At 37.0% G+C, this 18,505-nt stretch carries 11 protein-coding genes; 2 read left to right on the top strand and 9 right to left on the bottom strand.

Annotation, left to right across the window (positions count from 1 at the left end):
• Positions 1-68: 68 nt before the first annotated feature.
• The 3 genes from BN3107_RS02875 to BN3107_RS02885 all read right to left on the bottom strand — a co-directional run bounded on the left by BN3107_RS02875 (position 69) and on the right by BN3107_RS02885 (position 5,416).
• Entirely contained in the window at positions 69-1,811 is a 1,743-nt protein-coding gene (locus BN3107_RS02875; protein WP_058306138.1) for a methyl-accepting chemotaxis protein, read from the bottom strand.
• 112 nt (positions 1,812-1,923) lie between these two features.
• On the bottom strand, positions 1,924-3,147 hold the full coding sequence (locus BN3107_RS02880; protein ID WP_058306139.1) for a molybdopterin-dependent oxidoreductase: 1,224 nt from the start codon (positions 3,145-3,147) through the stop codon (positions 1,924-1,926).
• A 670-nt stretch (positions 3,148-3,817) separates the two neighbouring features.
• Positions 3,818-5,416, bottom strand: coding sequence for a xylulokinase (locus BN3107_RS02885; RefSeq protein WP_058306140.1), 1,599 nt, complete (start codon positions 5,414-5,416; stop codon positions 3,818-3,820).
• A gap of 935 nt (positions 5,417-6,351) precedes the next feature.
• Between BN3107_RS02885 and BN3107_RS02890 the strand changes: the two genes are divergently transcribed.
• Entirely contained in the window at positions 6,352-7,503 is a 1,152-nt protein-coding gene (locus BN3107_RS02890) for an AI-2E family transporter (RefSeq protein ID WP_058306141.1), read from the top strand.
• Positions 7,504-7,634: 131 nt separating this feature from the next.
• On the top strand, positions 7,635-8,903 hold the full coding sequence (locus BN3107_RS02895) for an FAD-binding protein (protein WP_058306142.1): 1,269 nt from the start codon (positions 7,635-7,637) through the stop codon (positions 8,901-8,903).
• Between the two features lie 57 nt (positions 8,904-8,960).
• Here the strand turns inward: BN3107_RS02895 and BN3107_RS02900 are convergent, their stop codons facing one another.
• The 6 genes from BN3107_RS02900 to BN3107_RS20370 all read right to left on the bottom strand — a co-directional run bounded on the left by BN3107_RS02900 (position 8,961) and on the right by BN3107_RS20370 (position 18,455).
• The gene (locus BN3107_RS02900; protein ID WP_197412035.1) at positions 8,961-9,656 is read right to left on the bottom strand and encodes a deoxynucleoside kinase; all 696 of its coding nucleotides are present in this window, start codon (positions 9,654-9,656) and stop codon (positions 8,961-8,963) included.
• 35 nt (positions 9,657-9,691) lie between these two features.
• Complete coding sequence (locus BN3107_RS02905) at positions 9,692-10,618, bottom strand: DMT family transporter (RefSeq protein ID WP_082631216.1); 927 nt, start codon at positions 10,616-10,618, stop codon at positions 9,692-9,694.
• 537 nt (positions 10,619-11,155) lie between these two features.
• Complete coding sequence (locus tag BN3107_RS02910) at positions 11,156-12,598, bottom strand: DEAD/DEAH box helicase (RefSeq protein ID WP_058306144.1); 1,443 nt, start codon at positions 12,596-12,598, stop codon at positions 11,156-11,158.
• Positions 12,599-12,717: 119 nt separating this feature from the next.
• Positions 12,718-12,918 carry a cold-shock protein gene (locus BN3107_RS02915; RefSeq protein WP_058306145.1) on the bottom strand — a complete coding sequence of 67 codons (201 nt, stop codon included), beginning with the start codon at positions 12,916-12,918 and terminating at the stop codon, positions 12,718-12,720.
• A 181-nt stretch (positions 12,919-13,099) separates the two neighbouring features.
• Entirely contained in the window at positions 13,100-14,605 is a 1,506-nt protein-coding gene (locus tag BN3107_RS02920; RefSeq protein WP_058306146.1) for a glycine betaine uptake BCCT transporter, read from the bottom strand.
• A gap of 535 nt (positions 14,606-15,140) precedes the next feature.
• Positions 15,141-18,455, bottom strand: a complete 3,315-nt coding sequence (locus BN3107_RS20370) for a rhamnogalacturonan lyase family protein (RefSeq protein WP_077065035.1) — start codon at positions 18,453-18,455, stop codon at positions 15,141-15,143.
• Positions 18,456-18,505: the final 50 nt, after the last annotated feature.

An 18,505-nucleotide genomic window follows, 5' to 3' on the forward strand; every position in this document is an offset into this window, starting at 1 on the left:
AAAACATTTGGTCTCAAAGAGCAGAGGGCACAGCATAGTAAATTTCCGTTTTGTGTACTACTAAATTATTACTCCACTTTTTTAAACTTGTTCACCTGATTATTTAATTCATTTACAGTCTCTTGGTTATGGTTCGCTTCATCGGTAATCGTAGTAATCGAACCTAGTAAGCTGGACGTATTTTCATTTGAGTCCACCACCACATTTACACTTTCTTCAACCGCCAATGAAATTTCTTTAAGACCTGCAGCCATTGTGTCAGATGTACGTCGTAAATCACCAGATTTCGTGCTGAACCGTGCTAACATTTCATCGATCATGTCCATATCTAATTTATAATTAGTTGCAACTTTTACAAATTCATCATAGTCATTCAATATCTCTTCCATCACATATGTCATGATTTTATTTGAATTATCAATGAGTTGATTAACGGATTGTGTTACTACAGTGTTAATATTTTGGATATCATTCGCCGTTTCTTTCGTACTATCTGCTAATTTACGCACTTCATCTGCTACCACCGCAAAACCTTTGCCAGCTTCTCCTGCTCTTGCCGCTTCAATTGAAGCATTTAACGATAATAAATCTGTCTGGTTAGATATATCCAAAATGTTGGTAGTAAGTTCATCGACTTTATCAACAGATCTACTATTTTCGATTGATTCTGCCATGGAAGCTTGAATCTCATGTAATATCGTCTCTGTCTGTTCCTTATTTTGGATAGACTTAGCACGAACTCGATCCGCACGTTCTGTTATTTTGCCGACTTTCCCCTGGTTTTCTTTGGCATCCCCATCAATATCATTTGCTGCTGAAAGAACTTGTTGCGACCCCTCTTCAATAGTCTGAATTGTGCTACTTATTTCTTCCATACTAGCCGATAATTCATTCAAGGCTCCCGAAATATTAGAGGTAGACTTTTTAGATTCAATTAAATGATTACTAATATTTTCAGTTGATGTATGGATTGTATTGGAACCAGATTTTATCGAAATCATTGCATTTTGCAAAGTCTCTAAAAATCGATTAATCCCCTTGGTCATTTGTCCTATTTCATCTTCAGAATTGTTTTCAATTCGTGCTGTAAGATCTCCTTGATTATGTTCTAACTTATGAATAATATCTCGCAGACTCTTATTTGCATTTTTGAGAGGACGAATGATAGTTTTCATGGTTATTCCAAACGCTGCAATTGCTGATAGGAGAAAAATTACTGCCATTGACCAGATAATGACTGTTGATCTAAATACTCTAGAATCTATCAGAGATTTTTCATGTTCTACACGATTGTCTAATATCGTCTCAAAATCACCTTTAGTAATCTCCACCTCTGTTGATAATGCTTGCAGATCATTGTAATTTTGTTGCAGAGAGGAAACCTCATTTTGAGAAATATTCTCTATGATTACATTAACTTGTTGAAAATACAAATCGATGTTTTCTCGAAATGGTATGTAGGCATCTGTTAAGGAAGCATCCATCGACTTATCCGAAAACCCATCAGATAATGAAGCGATTTCATCAACCGCATCAATCGCTTCATTCATACTATTCGTAATATTTTCAGTTACTTCCGATCGGTTAACACTCTCATTTATTAAAACCGATTGAATGGACGCCTCCATCTCACTGATCTCTTCTGTTAATTTTATTTGTTCATCTTTAATATTTACAAAATAATTGGAAAACAAGTTGGTTGATAGTGACACTTGAGAATTAGTGATTCCACTTAAAATTGTATTTAATGAAAATAAAAAAGTTAAAAAGATTAGAATAATCAATATTCTTTTTGCTATAGATCTACGCATGACTTTCCTCCTAGAATATATATACTATATTAAAAGGATAGTCTTCGTAAGTCTATAAGTCCATCAACTATTAGTTGATACCGGGTGACTTTTGGTTTATGCTACATACTACTTATTTCTTAACAAATGCATTTTGATCATAACCTCTTTCCACCCAATAGCCGATATGTTCATGGTCAAGCAATTCAATTTTTGTTAACCATTTTACCGATTTATATGCATAGTGCTTAGGGGTGACTAATCGTACTGGCCCACCGTTTTCTTGACTAATTAATTCTCCATCGATTAAAACAGCTACCATAATATCATCCGCCAATGCCTGTTCAAGGGACAAGGCTTCCGTATAAACACCATCGCCTGAGGAAAACTTTACATATGTTGCGGCTGACTGAATACCTGCACTGTCTAAAAGTTCTTTTAAGGGAATCCCCTCCCATGTTACATCATAGACACTCCACCCTGTTACGCAATGGAAGTCACTTAACTGTGCCTTACGTTTCAATTCCAAAAATTGTTGCCAATTGAATTGCATCTTGTTGTCTACAAGCCCTTCAATGGATAAAACCCAATTTTCGTTTGAAAAAGTAGGAGTTTCCGTAACCGTATAATAACGAAATGTTCCTCGTCTTCCTTCCGCTGACAAAACATCGTGCTGTGGTGCTGGTATTGGTTTCATATCATTTTCCTTGCTTAGTGTCTTACTGACATCGCTCCAACTTGGTAAATAGGATCGAATCCAGTTACCTAATAATCCAATTGAAATAATTGCTGTTACCCCTCCTGCAGCAAATTTAAGAAAAGTACGACGACTCACAAATGGATTACTTTTGCGAATCACTATTGGTTTTTCATTTTCGATTGTTTTAGGATTTTTCAATAAATTTTTAAACCATTGACTTCTGGTTATGCTGTGATAGATAACATAAGGAATCCCTATCCATGTCGCAACATCATGTATAAGTAAGGCATTAGAACTAATAACCGGTGTCACTGCTTCTGGAAAAGATAAAATAACACCAGAAACAATAAGTACTATTAATATACCGAGTACAAGGTAGAGATTGATGCGATGATCTTTTCTTTTTCTGAGCGTTGTAAGGTGTTTGGTGATTTTAGGAAGATAAAACAATAACGGTAAAATACTAATAAGTCCGATCCAAATATGCAGATCTTTAATCCAGACACGTGTCGCAGGAAAGGTAGAACGAAAACTCGCTGATACTAATATTAAACCCGTGATACTTAATAACAAAAATAAGATTGCATTCGAATGGTGTAACCGTTTCAATTTCTTTGCAAACTTCAGATCTCGTTGAAAAAATAGCTTCCAGTTCATTAGAAATCCCCCCTCAAATGCTTAAAGTGAGACTAAATAAGTTGTTGCAAGCATAATACAATTCACTCAAAAATCATAGGGAGACAGCTCAGGAAGCACCAAACTTGAAATTAATTAAGAAAAACCGGGAAAGCCCACCCGGTCCTTTTAGTAGTAATTTTGAAATAGATAACAGATGTAAAACCCGCTACGGCTTGCCCACTTCGCTTTCCAAGGGGCGTGTCTTCAGCTAACTTTTGTAAAGAAGTTCACTTTACAAAAGTGGATCTTCAGATCACGCTGATCCCTTAGGAGTCGAAGTGGCCGCCTGCGCTAAATAATGCGCTAGAATGGGTGTAAGTAGTAATATCGTGACTTTTTATTTTGTTAATAAGCCGCGACATGTTAGCTGTCACAAACGTTGTAGAATCACTTTATAGAGTAGGCCTTCCGCTTCCACTCCTGTGTCATCTGTTTTCCCTGAAGATCCACTTTTTTGAGCGCTTAGTGCTCGAAAAAGTTAGCTGAAGGGAAAACGCCGCGAAAAGGGAAGTGGGCAGCCGGAGCGGTGGCTTCATATATACTACATTTCAAAATGACTACTTTGATAACAAATACCTTGATACTTTGGATTATATGCTTTCCTTGCTTATAAAAAAGATAGGAGAATATCCCCTATCTTTTCCACTCTTTATTTCAAATGATCGACAGCTGCTCTTTCGATTGCAAGGCCTTCTTTGTAACGCTCCATAAATTGCTCAAATCCTTTGACATCCTTTGGATCTGGAGATATTGTCTTCACTTCCTGATCTGCGAATACTTTCTCGTTTAAATAGTCGTCTAATGTTTCGCTACCATCTTTATTGATCATATAAGATGCTAGTAAGGCAATTCCCCATGCCCCACCTTCTCCAGCTGTCTCCATTACGGAAACAGGTGCATTAAACGCTCCAGCTAAGAAGCTTTGAGCTACACCTTCTGTCTTAAATATTCCACCATGGCCTAAAACTTCTTCAAGCTTTACTCCTTCCTCTTTTAAAAGAATATCCATACCTATTTTCATCGCACCAAATGCGGTGAATAAATGGGTGCGCATGAAATTCGCTAGGTTAAAATTGCTCTCGGAAGAACGAACAAACAATGGTCGGCCTTCTTCAAAATGTGTCATATGTTCCCCTGAAAGGTAACCATAGGATAATAATCCCCCACCATCTGGATCTCCTTTAAGTGCTAAGTTAAATAATGTTTCATAGAGTTTATTAGCATCTACTTTGATTCCCATAGCATTTGAGAATTCTTCGAACATTCCTACCCATGAATTCAAGTCAGACGTACAGTTATTAGAGTGAGCCATCGCTACTAAATTACCAGTTGGTGTTGTTACAAGATCGATTTCAGGATAGACCTTAGATAGATCTTTTTCCAACACTACCATCGCAAATGCCGATGTACCTGCCGACACATTACCGGTACGTTGTGCGACACTATTTGTCGCAACCATTCCCGTTCCTGCATCACCTTCAGGCGGACAAAGTGGAATACCAGCCTTTAGTTCACCACTAACATCTAAAAGCTTTGCACCATCTTCTGTTAAGTAGCCAGCATTTTCTCCTGCTACTAATACTTCAGGGAAAATATCTTCCAGTTTCCAAGAGAAATCCTTATCTGAGATTAGGTCATTGAACTGACCGATCATTTTCTTGTTAAAATCTTTCGTGCTTAAATCAATTGGAAATACTCCAGAAGCTTCGCCTACACCAAGTGCTTTTTTACCAGTTAGTTGCCAATGGATATATCCTGCAAGTGTTGTTTGAAAATCGATATCAGCAACATGCTCTTCCTTATTCAAAATTGCTTGATATAAATGTGCGATACTCCATCTTTGTGGAATATTATAGTTGAATAATTCGGTCAATTCCGATGCAGCCTGTCCTGTCATGTTATTCCGCCAGGTACGAAATGGTACAAGAAGCTGATCGTTTTTATCAAAAGCCATATAGCCGTGCATCATTGCACTAAATCCGATAGCTCCAACCGTTTGCAAAGGAACGCCGTACTGTTGTTTTACATCCTCCGCCATTTTTTGATAACTATCCTGTAATCCTTTCCAAATATCATCAACACTGTACGTCCAGATGTTATCTACATAGCTATTTTCCCAATCATGACTACCAGATGCAATTGGCTCATTGTTTTCATTAACAAGCACAGCTTTAATTCTTGTTGATCCCAGTTCAATCCCAAGTGCTGTTTTACCGTTTAGAATCGCTTCTTTTACATTTTGACTCATGTTATTTTCCTCCAATAATAATGTATTTTAGATGTTTATAAAAAAGGTTCCTAGAATAGTTGTGTATGTACTCTGAGTGAGTAAAAGCGCTTTCTTTATTATAGACATATAACTTGTCGGTACAACTAATTAGTTTATCGCATCTATCTATAAGAAAGGATATTTTGTGAATTATTATTGTTTCTTGAGTTGTAATTCTATAATAGCATTTGTATATATAAAGCGTCAAACCAAATTCGTCCGTACGTGTTATTTCTAACTAAAAAAAGTATGAATCATTAACTATACACCTTAAACCAATTAATCTGACTTTCGCGAAAGAAAAGAAGTACTAACGTAGAAAATTTTTTGAATAAAAAATGCGTCTGGATGTTTTTTTGATGGTATTGCATATTGAGTGAGTTGGAGAAGTGTAAAGGTTGATCTTCTAAAAAGAATGTCGAAAGAATCTATTAAAGTCACATGCATGTTATAATAGAGTCATCAATAGATCGACTTCATATGAGGGGTGGCGCACTGTTGTCCTGTCGTTAGTCTCGTTGGGAGACTTCCCAGGATGGGAGGTGGCGCCTATGGATATCGATAACGTTTTGACAATAATGCTTTCATTTTTGTCACTAATGATCTCTTTTGGGATGTTAGTTGCGTTTATCATGTCCAATAAAAATGATAAAAAATAACCCCTCATATGCTGGCAAGCTCTAGGGGTTATTTTCCTCTATTTAGTGCTGCCCCTCTTACCGGGGTTCGGTCTATTGTAACCGTAGACGTTGGAGCGTCTGCGGTTTTTAATATTATATGGATTTCTATTAGTATTATACCCTATTCCAACAGTTTTTACAATTGCCTTAAACCACCTCTTTCCAAATACGTTAGTTATGTTTAGGAAAAAAAACAATATTATGGTACATTATTTTTAAAAGGGGATGTGACAAATGGAAGATCAAAATAGATTTTTAAAATTTATTGGCGGCAAAAATATCTTTTACATACTTGCTTTTTTCATTTTAATTGGTATTTCTATCTATATTTATACCAAAATATCATTTATCTTTCACCCGCTTACTGTGATTATATCGACAATTGCACCTCCAGTGATTTTAGCATTTATTGCATACTATCTGCTAAATCCGATTGTTAACCTTCTTGAAAGATTGCATATCAAACGAATTTGGGGCGTTATTATCCTGATTCTCGGTATCAGTGGTGCACTTACTGGACTTATTTTGTTAACTGCACCATACATTGAAGCGCAAGTGAAAGATTTAGTACAATCCTTTCCAGACTATTTAAAACAATTTGGTACCAGTATGACAAAATGGGTTCAAAACTCATTTTTAGCTCCCTATTATGATGATGGATATCAGTGGGTAACCGATCGATTAAGTGAGCTTCCACAATTAATAGGAACTTATATTTCTGACGGTTTTGAGGGCATACAAAATGTTGCTAGTACCATTACAAGTACTGTAGTATCAATCATTACTTTTCCATTTATCTTATTTTTCTTATTAAAGGATGGTAAAAAGTTTCAGCGTTTTACAATTAAATTATTTCCACCTAAATTTCGTGAGGATACAAAACAAATTTTCAATAATATCGACACACAAGTTGGTTCCTACATTCAAGGTCAAATTATTGTAGCGACTGTTATTGGGATTCTGTTATTTATAGGTTACCTGATCATTGGGCTCGATTATGCTTTTACATTGGCAATTGTTGCTGCGGTAACGAGTGTAGTTCCATATTTAGGGCCAACCATTGCCATTATTCCGGCGGCCATTATTGCGATTGTCGATTCACCTTTTATGCTACTTAAACTTGCGATCGTATGGATTGCGGTACAATTCTTAGAAGGAAATTTCGTTTCACCAAATATAATGGGTAAAACAATGAAAGTTCATCCTCTAACTATTATATTAGTATTACTGATCGCAGGTAATCTGTTCGGTGTTGTCGGGGTCATTCTAGGTATTCCTGGTTATGCCATCGTTAAAGTTATAGGTTCTTATCTTTTCTATAAATTCCAGAAACGGTATAACAAGTATTATGGAGAAGATCGTGGACATTATGAAATAGAAAAATAACCGTTAACAGATGTTGCTTCTCATAAAAGAGAGTTTCATCTGTGGTTCAGAATGAAAGGGTTACCATTATAACTGATTTGTTTTATAATAGCATCAAGATCATGAACAACTATACTGAGGAGTGAACATTCATGGAACAAAAAAATTGGGCAGGTAATTACACATACAATGCAAAAAATTGGTACGAGCCTGAAACGATCGAACAAATAAAAGAAATAGTAAAACAAAGCGAAAAATTAAGAGTAGTTGGCTCACGACATTCTTTCAATGGCATAGCCGATTCAAAAGAAACTATTATCTCACTTCAACATCTTAATCGAGTGCTATCGTTAGATCCGGATAACCAAACAGTCACAGTTGAAGGTGGGATTATCTACAGTGATCTCAGTCAGTATCTTGAAGAACATGGTTTCGCCCTGCAAAACATGGCCTCCTTACCTCACATTTCTGTGGCAGGGGCTTGTGCAACAGCCACACATGGCTCCGGGAACCATAACCGAAGTTTATCTGACGCGGTTGTTGCTATGGAAGTTGTCACAGCAAATGGTGAGCTTGTACAATTTTCTCGAACTAATACTCAAGAAGAAATGAATGGGGCTGCAGTAGCTCTTGGTGGTTTAGGCGTGGTAACCAAACTTACCCTAAATGTGATTCCATCCTATTATATTAGACAAGATGTTTATGAGAACTTACCGTTAGAAAACCTTAAAGACAATTTTGAAGAAGTTTTCTCAAGTGCTTATAGTGTCAGTCTATTCAATGATTGGCAAAGTGAAACATTTAATTATGCATGGTTAAAACGACGTCTTGCTCATCCCCAAGAACCTATTGACCTGAGACCCACTTTTTTTGGTGCTACAAGTGCAACCGAAAGTCGTCATCCTATACCAGGTATTGGTGCTGAACATTGCACCGAACAATTAGGAGTGTCTGGAGCATGGCTTGATCGCCTGCCTCACTTTAAAATGGAGTTCACACCAAGTAATGGAGAAGAATTGCAAAGTGAGTATCTTCTTCCACGTGAGTATGCTTATGAGGCGTTATTAGCAATTAATAAGATAAAAGAGCACATAGCACCTCTACTCCATATTTCAGAAATACGCACGGTTGCAGAAGATCAACTATGGATGAGTTCTTGTTACCAGCAGGATTCTGTCGGTTTTCATTTTACCTGGAAAGATAATTGGGAAGAAGTGCAAAAGGTATTACCGAAAATAGAAAAAGCTTTAGAACCTTTTAACGCTAGACCACATTGGGGAAAATTGTTTACCATGGCACCTGAAAAAGTTCAATCACTTTATCCGAAGTTGCCAGATTTTCAACAATTACTGAAAAAATATGATGCAGACGGTAAATTTAGAAATTCGTTTATGGATACTTATATTTTTCGTGATAAATAATAGGTTTAAAAAAAAGAGCGAGTCTCCTCTCGCTCTTTTTTGTTTACATACAGACAGTTAACTCTTTGTCGCAGCAGTTTCCGAAAAATTTAGTGTCTGTATTTCTTTTTTTATAAGCGATATGACACGTTCTCGATCTGATGAATTGTTCTCAAAATCCAAACGATCTACATTAATTTTTAATACTGGTGATGCGTTATATGCTTTGAAATATTCTCTATACTCTTTGTTTAGCCTTTCCCAATAGGCATTTTCTGTATCTATTTCATAACTTCTGCCTCGTTTTGTAATGCGGCGAATCGCTTCTTCTGTAGATATTTCAAGATAAATCATTAATGCGGGTGGCTGACAATGCTCGATCATATTTTTAAATAAACTTAAATAAATATCAAACTCTTCTTCTGACATTTCTCCGTTATCTTTAAGCATCTTAGCAAAGATAACATCACCATAAATCGAACGATCCAAAACAGCCTGGTTCATTCTACTAGCATTTTTTATATGCTTAAAACGTTCGTTCAAAAAGAATACCTGCAAAGGAAAGCTGTAGCGCTCCCTATCATAATAAAATTTATCCAAAATCGGATTATTAACTACTGGTTCTTCAAATGGAGTGTATCCTAACTCCTTTACAACAATATCCATTAATGTAGTTTTTCCTACACCTACTACACCATCGATCGTGATCATTTTCCATCCAGCTCCTCTTGTTTTTTTCAAACCTTTTAAACAATCATTATAAAAGCCTTTCAATATCATTAGCTCCTTCAACCGAGATTTCTTCCTTATTAAACAACTTTTTTATCTTTGATAGTGGGAGGAACGGAAGACTTTGGCTCCGAACTTATCCATGCTAAACCTAACACTATAATTATTGCACCAATGATTTGAGGTAATAAAATGGCTTCATTAAAAAATAATGCGCCAGCTACTGCGGCTGAAGCAGGGACAAAATATCGATAAAAATTGGATTTTGTTGCCCCTACTCGCTTCATTGAGACATTCCAGATGACAAATGCTGCGACTGTACATAAAACTACGTTATATCCAATCGCTCCCCACGTTATAAATGATAAAGAAGACCATGCAATACCTTCCCATCCCCCAATGGTAAAAGGAAATAAGAATAGCGTACCAAATAATATGTACCAGGTTGTCACTTTTAATGGAGAGTATTTATTCATGAGTGGCATACATGCTAAATTAAATAGCGCTCCAATCAAACTGATCGACAATGCCAAAAGGTTCCCTACCATATATTCTGAACTTAAATCAAAACCATCGCCACCACCGAGAATAATCAATGATACACCAACAATTGCTACTAGACCTCCAACAGCAACTCTTAATGTCATTTTTTCTTTAGTAAATAAAGGTGCAAAAAGTGCAGCGAAAATCGGCCATGGAGCTACATTTAAAAGAGAAGCATTAGCGAGCGTTGTGAATTTAATCGAATACATCACTAAAATTTCTAATAAAGTGACCCCGATTAATCCGATCACTGCTAATTTAATCAAATCCTTTTTCTCTACCTTTAGATTCCCTTCCGTCCATTTAAGAACCAAAAATAAAATTGGGAGTGCTAATCCAAAACGCAAAAACACGAAAACCTCAGCAGCAAAAACCTCCATTGCCCACCGAGATACCCCAAAATTCACTCCCCAGATTACCGATACAAAAATAAGTCCTAAATAAAATATTACATTTGATTTCAACGACAAAACATCCAATCCATTTTAATATACCTAGTCATTATACACGATTTTTCGACAGGGTAACAGATACTGTATCCACTTAGTAACATACTATTTTAAATAAGTTTTATGTACGAAAAGTTAATGAGTTCGTTCCTCGTCGAGAGTTTATACGATAGTTACTGCTAGATTGCCAATGAGAATCTTCCTCGTCGGCTTTTCTTGCGATAACCACTGTGATTTTGCCGATGAGAGCCTTCCTCGTCGGCTTTTCTTACGATATTCACTGCGGTTTTGCCGATGAGAACCTCCCTCGTCGGCTTTTCTTGCGATATTCACTGCGGTTTTGCCGATGAGAACCTCCCTCGTCGGCTTTTCTTGCGATATTCACTGCGGTTTTGCCGATGAGAGTCTTCCTCTTCGGTATTTCTTATGATAATCGCAGTGGAATATCGATGACTTTTTCTTAAAAAACTAAAACAACAAACAACAGGTAACTATTCTTTCGTTACCTGCTAACTGTTCATCTAATATAATTAGGATCGGAAAAACATACGTCTATTTCTTCGCTTTACTCACTTTCAATTGCTTACCTTTTACTTTTGTATGTTCCATTGCTTCTAAAACTAGTGATCCTTTACCATTCAGGATATCCACATAGGACCAGTTGTCTTTAATCGAGATAATACCAATATCATCTGCTGTTACATTGGGGATGTTGGAAATAGTCCCAACAAGATCGATTACCCTTATTTTCTTCTTTTTACCGGCATTAAAATGTAATTTCATAATATCTTGATTGATTCGTGCACTTTTATTATTCTTTACAATGCGACGTTCTCCCATTTTTTCATCGAAGGATGCTTTAGCATCTCGAACTTCTTCTTTAGAAGGCGCAAGCTTTTCAAGGAGTTCAAAACCAATATAATTTTCAATTGGTCGTAAATTCTTCTCTTCATAGTGACTTGCAAAAGTGATTGCTTTTCCTTTATTACCAGCACGACCGGTTCTCCCAGTTCGGTGAACGTATCCTTCTTTTTCCCTCGGCACATCGAAGTTAATAACAAGTGAAACATTATCTACATCAATGCCTCGTGCCGCTACATCTGTCGCAATAAGATAACGAAACGCACCTGACTTAAAACCATCCATAACAGCAAATCGTTGTTCTTGCTCCAATCCACCATGAATTTGTTCACACGGGTAACCTGATTGTTCCAATTCGGTCGAGACTTCGTTTACTTGTTCTTGGGTATTGCAAAAAATGATACAGCTATCGGGATTTTCGATAACGGTCAAATCTTTAAGTAAGTCCATTTTTGATTCTTTTATGACGCCATACAGACAGTGTTCAATACTTGAAGTTGTAACTTCTGTGGTAATTTCAATTTTTATTGGATCTTTCATATGCTCCTCACAAAGCTTCTCAATTTGTATTGGTAAGGTAGCGGAATAAACATTTGTTATTCTGTTCGATGGTAGTTTTTCCATGATCGCTTCTACTTCATCGATAAAGCCCATCTTCAGCATCTCATCTGCTTCATCAATAATCAGGTACTTAATATGATCTAGGTTTAGTGTCTCTTGTTCGATATGATCTGTTACCCGACCTGGTGTACCCACCACTACGTGTGTTTTTTGTTTTAGTTCTTCTTTTTGAAAAGCAAAAGGTTCTTTTCCATAAACAGCTAAAGCTTTAATTCGTTTGAACCTACCTATATTGGTTACATCTTCTCTAACCTGTGCGGCAAGTTCCCTTGTTGGTGTTAGTACCAATGCTTGCGGTCTATTCTCTTCCCATATAATTTTCTCACAGATAGGGATGGCAAAAGCAGCAGTCTTTCCACTTCCAGTTTGTGACTTTACAATTAGATCCTGATTTTTAAGTAATCTGGGAATGACTTCACTTTGAACGTTTGTAGGTTCATTATATTTTAATACATCAAGTGCTTTATTTACTTCGTCACTTAAATGATAACTTTCAAAATTTCCTTCCATCACTATACCTCATTTATTTAAATTTTACTTATACTATTTACGTAGACTATGAATCATATTCTGCAGTATGGTCCTAGAAAAAAAGAAAAAGGACTCTATATAAGAGCCCTTTAGAAATTAAATTATGCTTTATTAACATTTGTAGCTTGAGGTCCACGTTGACCTTCTTCTACGTCAAAGCTAACTGCTTGACCTTCGTCTAACGTTTTAAATCCGTCACCTTGAATAGCTGAGAAATGTACGAATAAATCTTCTCCACCTTCTACTTCGATAAAACCGAAACCTTTATCTGCGTTAAACCATTTTACTGTACCTTGTTGCATATTTGTTTCCTCCTATGTGGATCATGTTTCCACAATTTAATACTATTATTGCTCAATCTAGATAAAAGGTGAAATGTGTAAAAGTTATTCTTACCTCTCAGACCAATACCGAACAAAAATAATTCTTACTTAGAATAGCATATAATGTTTGGAATAGCAAGTGTTATTTGGAAGTAGCAAATTATTTATGTCTTTTTGGCTTTTTCTTTTTCTCTACTTCAAGCCTAGCCATTTTGTAAAAGGACACTATCATTAAAAACATGATAATAGAAAAAGGTAATGCCGCAATTATTAACATATTCTGTAACCCTTGTGTACCACCAAAATATACAATAATGGCAGCCATTGCAGACATAGCTAGTCCCCAAGTAATTTTAATTGAACTGGGAGGATTGATCGAGCCGTTAGTACTCAACATTCCTAATACGAAGGTCGCTGAGTCTGCAGACGTAATAAAAAAGATTGCAATCACTAGAATTGTGATCATAGACATTAACGTTCCAAGCGGATAATGTTGCAAGACTCCAAACGTTGTGGTCTCCAGGGAATACTCAGAAATTAGATCTATTCCATGTTGTTCAATATTTAAAGCCGATACTCCGAAGACAGAGAAAAAGACAAAACAGACAAGAGCAGGTACGAAAAGCACACCCATCATAAATTCTTTGATCGTGCGACCTTTTGAAATTCTTGCGATAAATATACCCACAAATGGCGCCCAGGAAATCCACCAAGCCCAATAAAAAATCGTCCAGTTATCAATCCATGTTCGACCTTCATCATTTAATGGTGAAATACGAAAGCTCATATCAAAAAAGTTTGCAATATAACTTCCTAGAGTGGATGTGAACATATTCAATATATATAAAGTGGGACCAACCGCAAATAATAGGAGTAATAATGCAAAACCTAAGCCCATATTAATATTACTCAAATATTTAATCCCTCTACCAATCCCTGACCATGCCGATATAATGAATAAAAGCGTAGCAACAGCGAGGATAAGCAGTTGCATACTAAAGGTATTAGGTGTATCGAATAGATAAGAAAGTCCTCCATTAATTTGTGCTGAACCAAAACCGAGTGTTGAAGCAACACCTACAACCGTTGCGAAAATCGCTAAAATATCAATGATTTTACCTGCTATACCTTTCATACTTTTTTCGCCTAGAATAGGTATCAATGTCGCACTAATTAATCCAGGTCGATCATAACGAAATTTAAAGTATGCTAAAGACAACGCTACAACTCCGTATACAGCCCAAGCGTGAATCCCCCAATGAAAAAAGGAATATTGAAGGGACTGTTTGATCGCTTCACCAGAGCCAGGCTCAGCTCCTGGTGTACTTTTAAATGCATGTGATATTGGTTCTGCTGTCGTCCAAAAAACCAACCCCATTCCCATCCCTGCACTAAATAACATAGCAAACCAGGATGATAAGTTATAATCTGGCGTATCATTTTCTTTTCCTAATTTAATATTGCCAAAACGCGAAAAAATAAGATAAATACAAAAAGCTAGAAATAGCATAATCGTAATTAGATAATACCAGCCAAAAACTTCGGAAATGTATGTAGTAATAGCTGATGTCGTTTCTTTTAAATGTTCAGGATTAATTACTCCCCATATGACAAGTGCAGCACATATAGAAAGTGAAATCCAAAATACAGGTCCATTTCCTCTCACAATTCCACCTCAAATCATTTTTTTCAAACGATTATATTATCACCGATAAGTAATAAAATATCAAACACAATTCGACATATCCTGAGAAAAATAGCGCTATCTTTTAGCATTTGTTGTTTTACCTGATTCATACATGACTTAAAACTCATTAGAATAATGAATTATGAATAGAATTAGGAAAACATTAAGCGTTAGGTCATTTACCTAACGCGTGTATGCCTTGAAACTAATCATGATTTCAAAGTAGTTTTTATATTACCATCTTCTTTTTATAAAAATGCGATATGCCTCTTCCGTTTCTGTAATAGACATGGTATGTGTAATAATATCAGTAAAATCATTCATTTTTTAGATTTGGAGTAGTGTCATATCAATCTATTTAAACGGATTAATCCTTATGCGTCTTGTACCCTGACCACAGTACTAATAAACCTGCAATCAAGTACTATATGCCTTTTTCGCAAATAGAAAAGGCATAAGTTCGATATCGAACTTATGCCCATTTCTTTTTTAAACTACTTCCTTTATCTTCCGATCATTTCGTATAAAATTCCAGTTCAGCGATATTCGCGTGACCTCCATCAGGACTTATATAACGAAGATAGCGATACGTTTCTTCATTTGAAAGTTCCACTACGTTCCATCCAGAGTCTGGCTCTGAGCTGATCGTATATAAATCGACGAACCCTTCGTTTGAAGAAACATTTGACCCTTGAATTTTACCTCCGGTCATCCTGCGCGCAAATCCTTCCCTTGGGTAGAATCTAATTTGAACAGGTTCCACTTGGTTACCTTCTCCTGTATCAATGCCTGTATAACCACCATTTGCTTCTTGATAGTCGAAGAAGGTACTTGTATCCCCATCAAATGCTTTATCATATTCTGTACCTGCTGACCACGCTGGGCTTGTTCCAAAAAGATCTCCTGTTACTAATGCTAGCTGATTGGAAATGTCAACAACTAGCTCTCCTACTACCCCTGAACCGTCCATTGCCTCTGCAATAACTTTAACTTCTCCATTTAGACCTTTCGTATTACCGGATAATAATCCATCTGCGGTAATAGAAGCAGTTTCTGTATCTGAACCATCTAAATCAGTTAGAGACCATTCCACGTTTTGGTTTGCATTGGCTGGAGAGACTTGTGCTGTTAATTTTAATGTTCCACCATTTGAATCGATGGCCTGCACTCCATCTTCGCCACTCACAGAAATGTTAGAGACTTCATCAAATAAATTAATTGATTGGGCAACATCCTCCATTGAAATGACTTCCTTACTAGTTGTTGTATAGGCCGTATCCGTTAGAATAACATCAGTTGTAAATGCCTCTGTTTCTTTTGCTTTCATATTCACCTTAAACAAGTCTGGATCGTTAAAGAAACGACTTGGTGGACCTTCTACCATGAGACGAATCTCACCTGGTTGTTCAGAATCATGCGTTATTTTTAATTTTTTTACTAAAGGATCGACGGAAACAAACTCCAGTTGCTCCGGATCGTAATTAAGATTCATTTCGATTGAACGAAGGTTATCACCTTCACCGCTCATTGCATAGGTAAGACTAAATGAATCACCTACTTTTACATCCTCTACTTCATTAACAGATAAAGCAGGTTCTGAAGTTTGAACATTCACCGTATCTGCTCCAACAAAAATCTCTCCGTTTGAAGAGGTGATACTAATCCTAACTTCAGTGTCGCCGGTTTGTCCAGATAATGCTCGAACAAATTCTCTACGTTCCATTTTCACTTGATAACCCTTGTTTCCTGCTGTAATGTTACCGTTAACCGTTTTGCCGTTAATAGCAAGGGTAGCAGATTCACCATCAACTAAATCCTTAGCATTATCTGGCACTTCAACATTTATGGTAAGCTTCCCTTTCAACTTTCCATTTAATTTATCAGGGTTCACATCAACATTGGACGAAACAATAAAGTTAGCGTTTGGTTTTGGTGCTTCCTCCATGTCGTTACCTAAGAAATAGCTTGTGTGTGGCGGTTGGTTATAGGCCACATTTTGCCAAGCAATTCCTAAGCGATACACCGAATCATGCATAAGAGTTGGAATTCTATGCTCTGTGAGATCAGTTGTTGTATAGAGACGAAGTTCTGTACTCTCAATATCTCTCACAATGACTTCTTCACGCCAATCACCAATGAGATCCGCTTGTAATGCCGGATTTCCTTTAGTACCATTGTTCGAAGTTGTGCCTTCCATCATCAAAATATTGTCTAGCTCATTATTTTCATAATCCCATTTATCAATCCTTGGTGTTCCAATTCCCACATCATAATCTGTCCATTCATGGTCTAATAGCTCACGGGATAAATCACCATCCCACCAGATAGCAAAGTTAGAAGTTGGAATGTCACTACCAATTTCTTCACCATCGGCTGTATAAAAGTAACCTTCATTATCATTCCACGCGCCACCGACTGCCCATGCTTCTGCACCTGGATATCGAGGATCTACATCTGCGGATAATCCCCTTCCAGTATCTGCACCTGTAGGAACAGCCCATAGCTCTTCACCTGAAGCTGCATCTCGCATGCTTAAACCATAATCTCCCCATTCATGAACTTGAAATACTTCCATACCTTCTCTATTAGGATCAAGGTCACTTACATGCATTGCATCACCATGGTTCCAGCCTGTTGAGTACATGCCTGTACCATCATCATCAACAGCCATTGCACCAAAAATAATTTCATCCTTTCCATCTTCGTCTACGTCAGCAATACTTAAATTGTGATTTCCCTGTCCTTCATATTCTTCATTACCTTCGTCCGTATCAAACGTCCAAAGCTCGGTTAGCTCCCCATCTCGGAAGTTATAAGCTGTAAGCATCGATTTTTCATAGTAACCACGCGTCATCACAATACTAGGCTTTTGACCATCAAGATAGGCCACCCCTGCAAGGAAACGATCTCCTCGGTTACCATATGTGTCACCCCAATCTCCCATGTTGCCCCGAGCCGGTGAAAAGTCTGTACTAACAAGTTCTTCTCCTGTTTCACCATCAAAAACGGTTAAGTATTCAGGTCCTTCCAGGATATAACCCGAATCATTACGATAATCTGCATCAGGATCACCGATCACATTACCAGCTGCATCCGTTGCACCATCAGCTGTTCTAAGTGTAACTTCCGCTTTACCATCACTATCAAAGTCATAAACTAAAAATTGCGTATAATGTGCACCCGCACGAACATTCTTTCCTAGACCAATTCTCCATAATTGTGTACCGTCTAATTCATAAGCATCCATAAAAACTTCGCCTGTATATCCTGAGCGCGAATTATCTTGAGCATTTGATGGTTCCCACTTTAATATAATTTCATATTCACCATCACCATCAAGGTCACCCACACTTGCATCATTTGCATGATAAGTATAATCTACCCCATCAGGAGTAGTACCACCTTCTGGTCTTTGAAGTGGAATCGAGTGATATTGATCTCCCCACACATTTACTTCTTTTGATTCGTCTGCTTCTTCTCCATCTAAGATAACGCTTACACTATAGGTCGACTCAATTGTACCCTCTTGATCTAAATAATTTGTGCTTGATGTGATGGGTTCATCATTTATCTTGTCACCGTCACGATAAATATTAAAAGTAACCTCTTCTGAATCTGTCCCCAATAGGCGCCAACTTACAAAAATACCGTCATCAGTGTTAACAGCAACAACACCTCGTTCTAAATACTCCATTTGATAAGGAGTCTCTCCAGTTTCATTTGCACTAACGGATGGCAATTGAAATGTGCTAGCAAATGAGGCAGAAACAAGAACTGAGCTTACAACAATTGCACTTTTCTTCAATCGTTTCTTAAATCGTTTTAACATACATTAATCCTCCTAAGGTTAGATTGAAAACAAGTAATTAGTGTTGATTG

The sequence above is a fragment of the Gracilibacillus massiliensis genome, assembly GCF_001458115.1.
In the GTDB taxonomy this organism is placed as follows: Bacteria; Bacillota; Bacilli; order Bacillales; family Amphibacillaceae; genus Gracilibacillus; species Gracilibacillus massiliensis.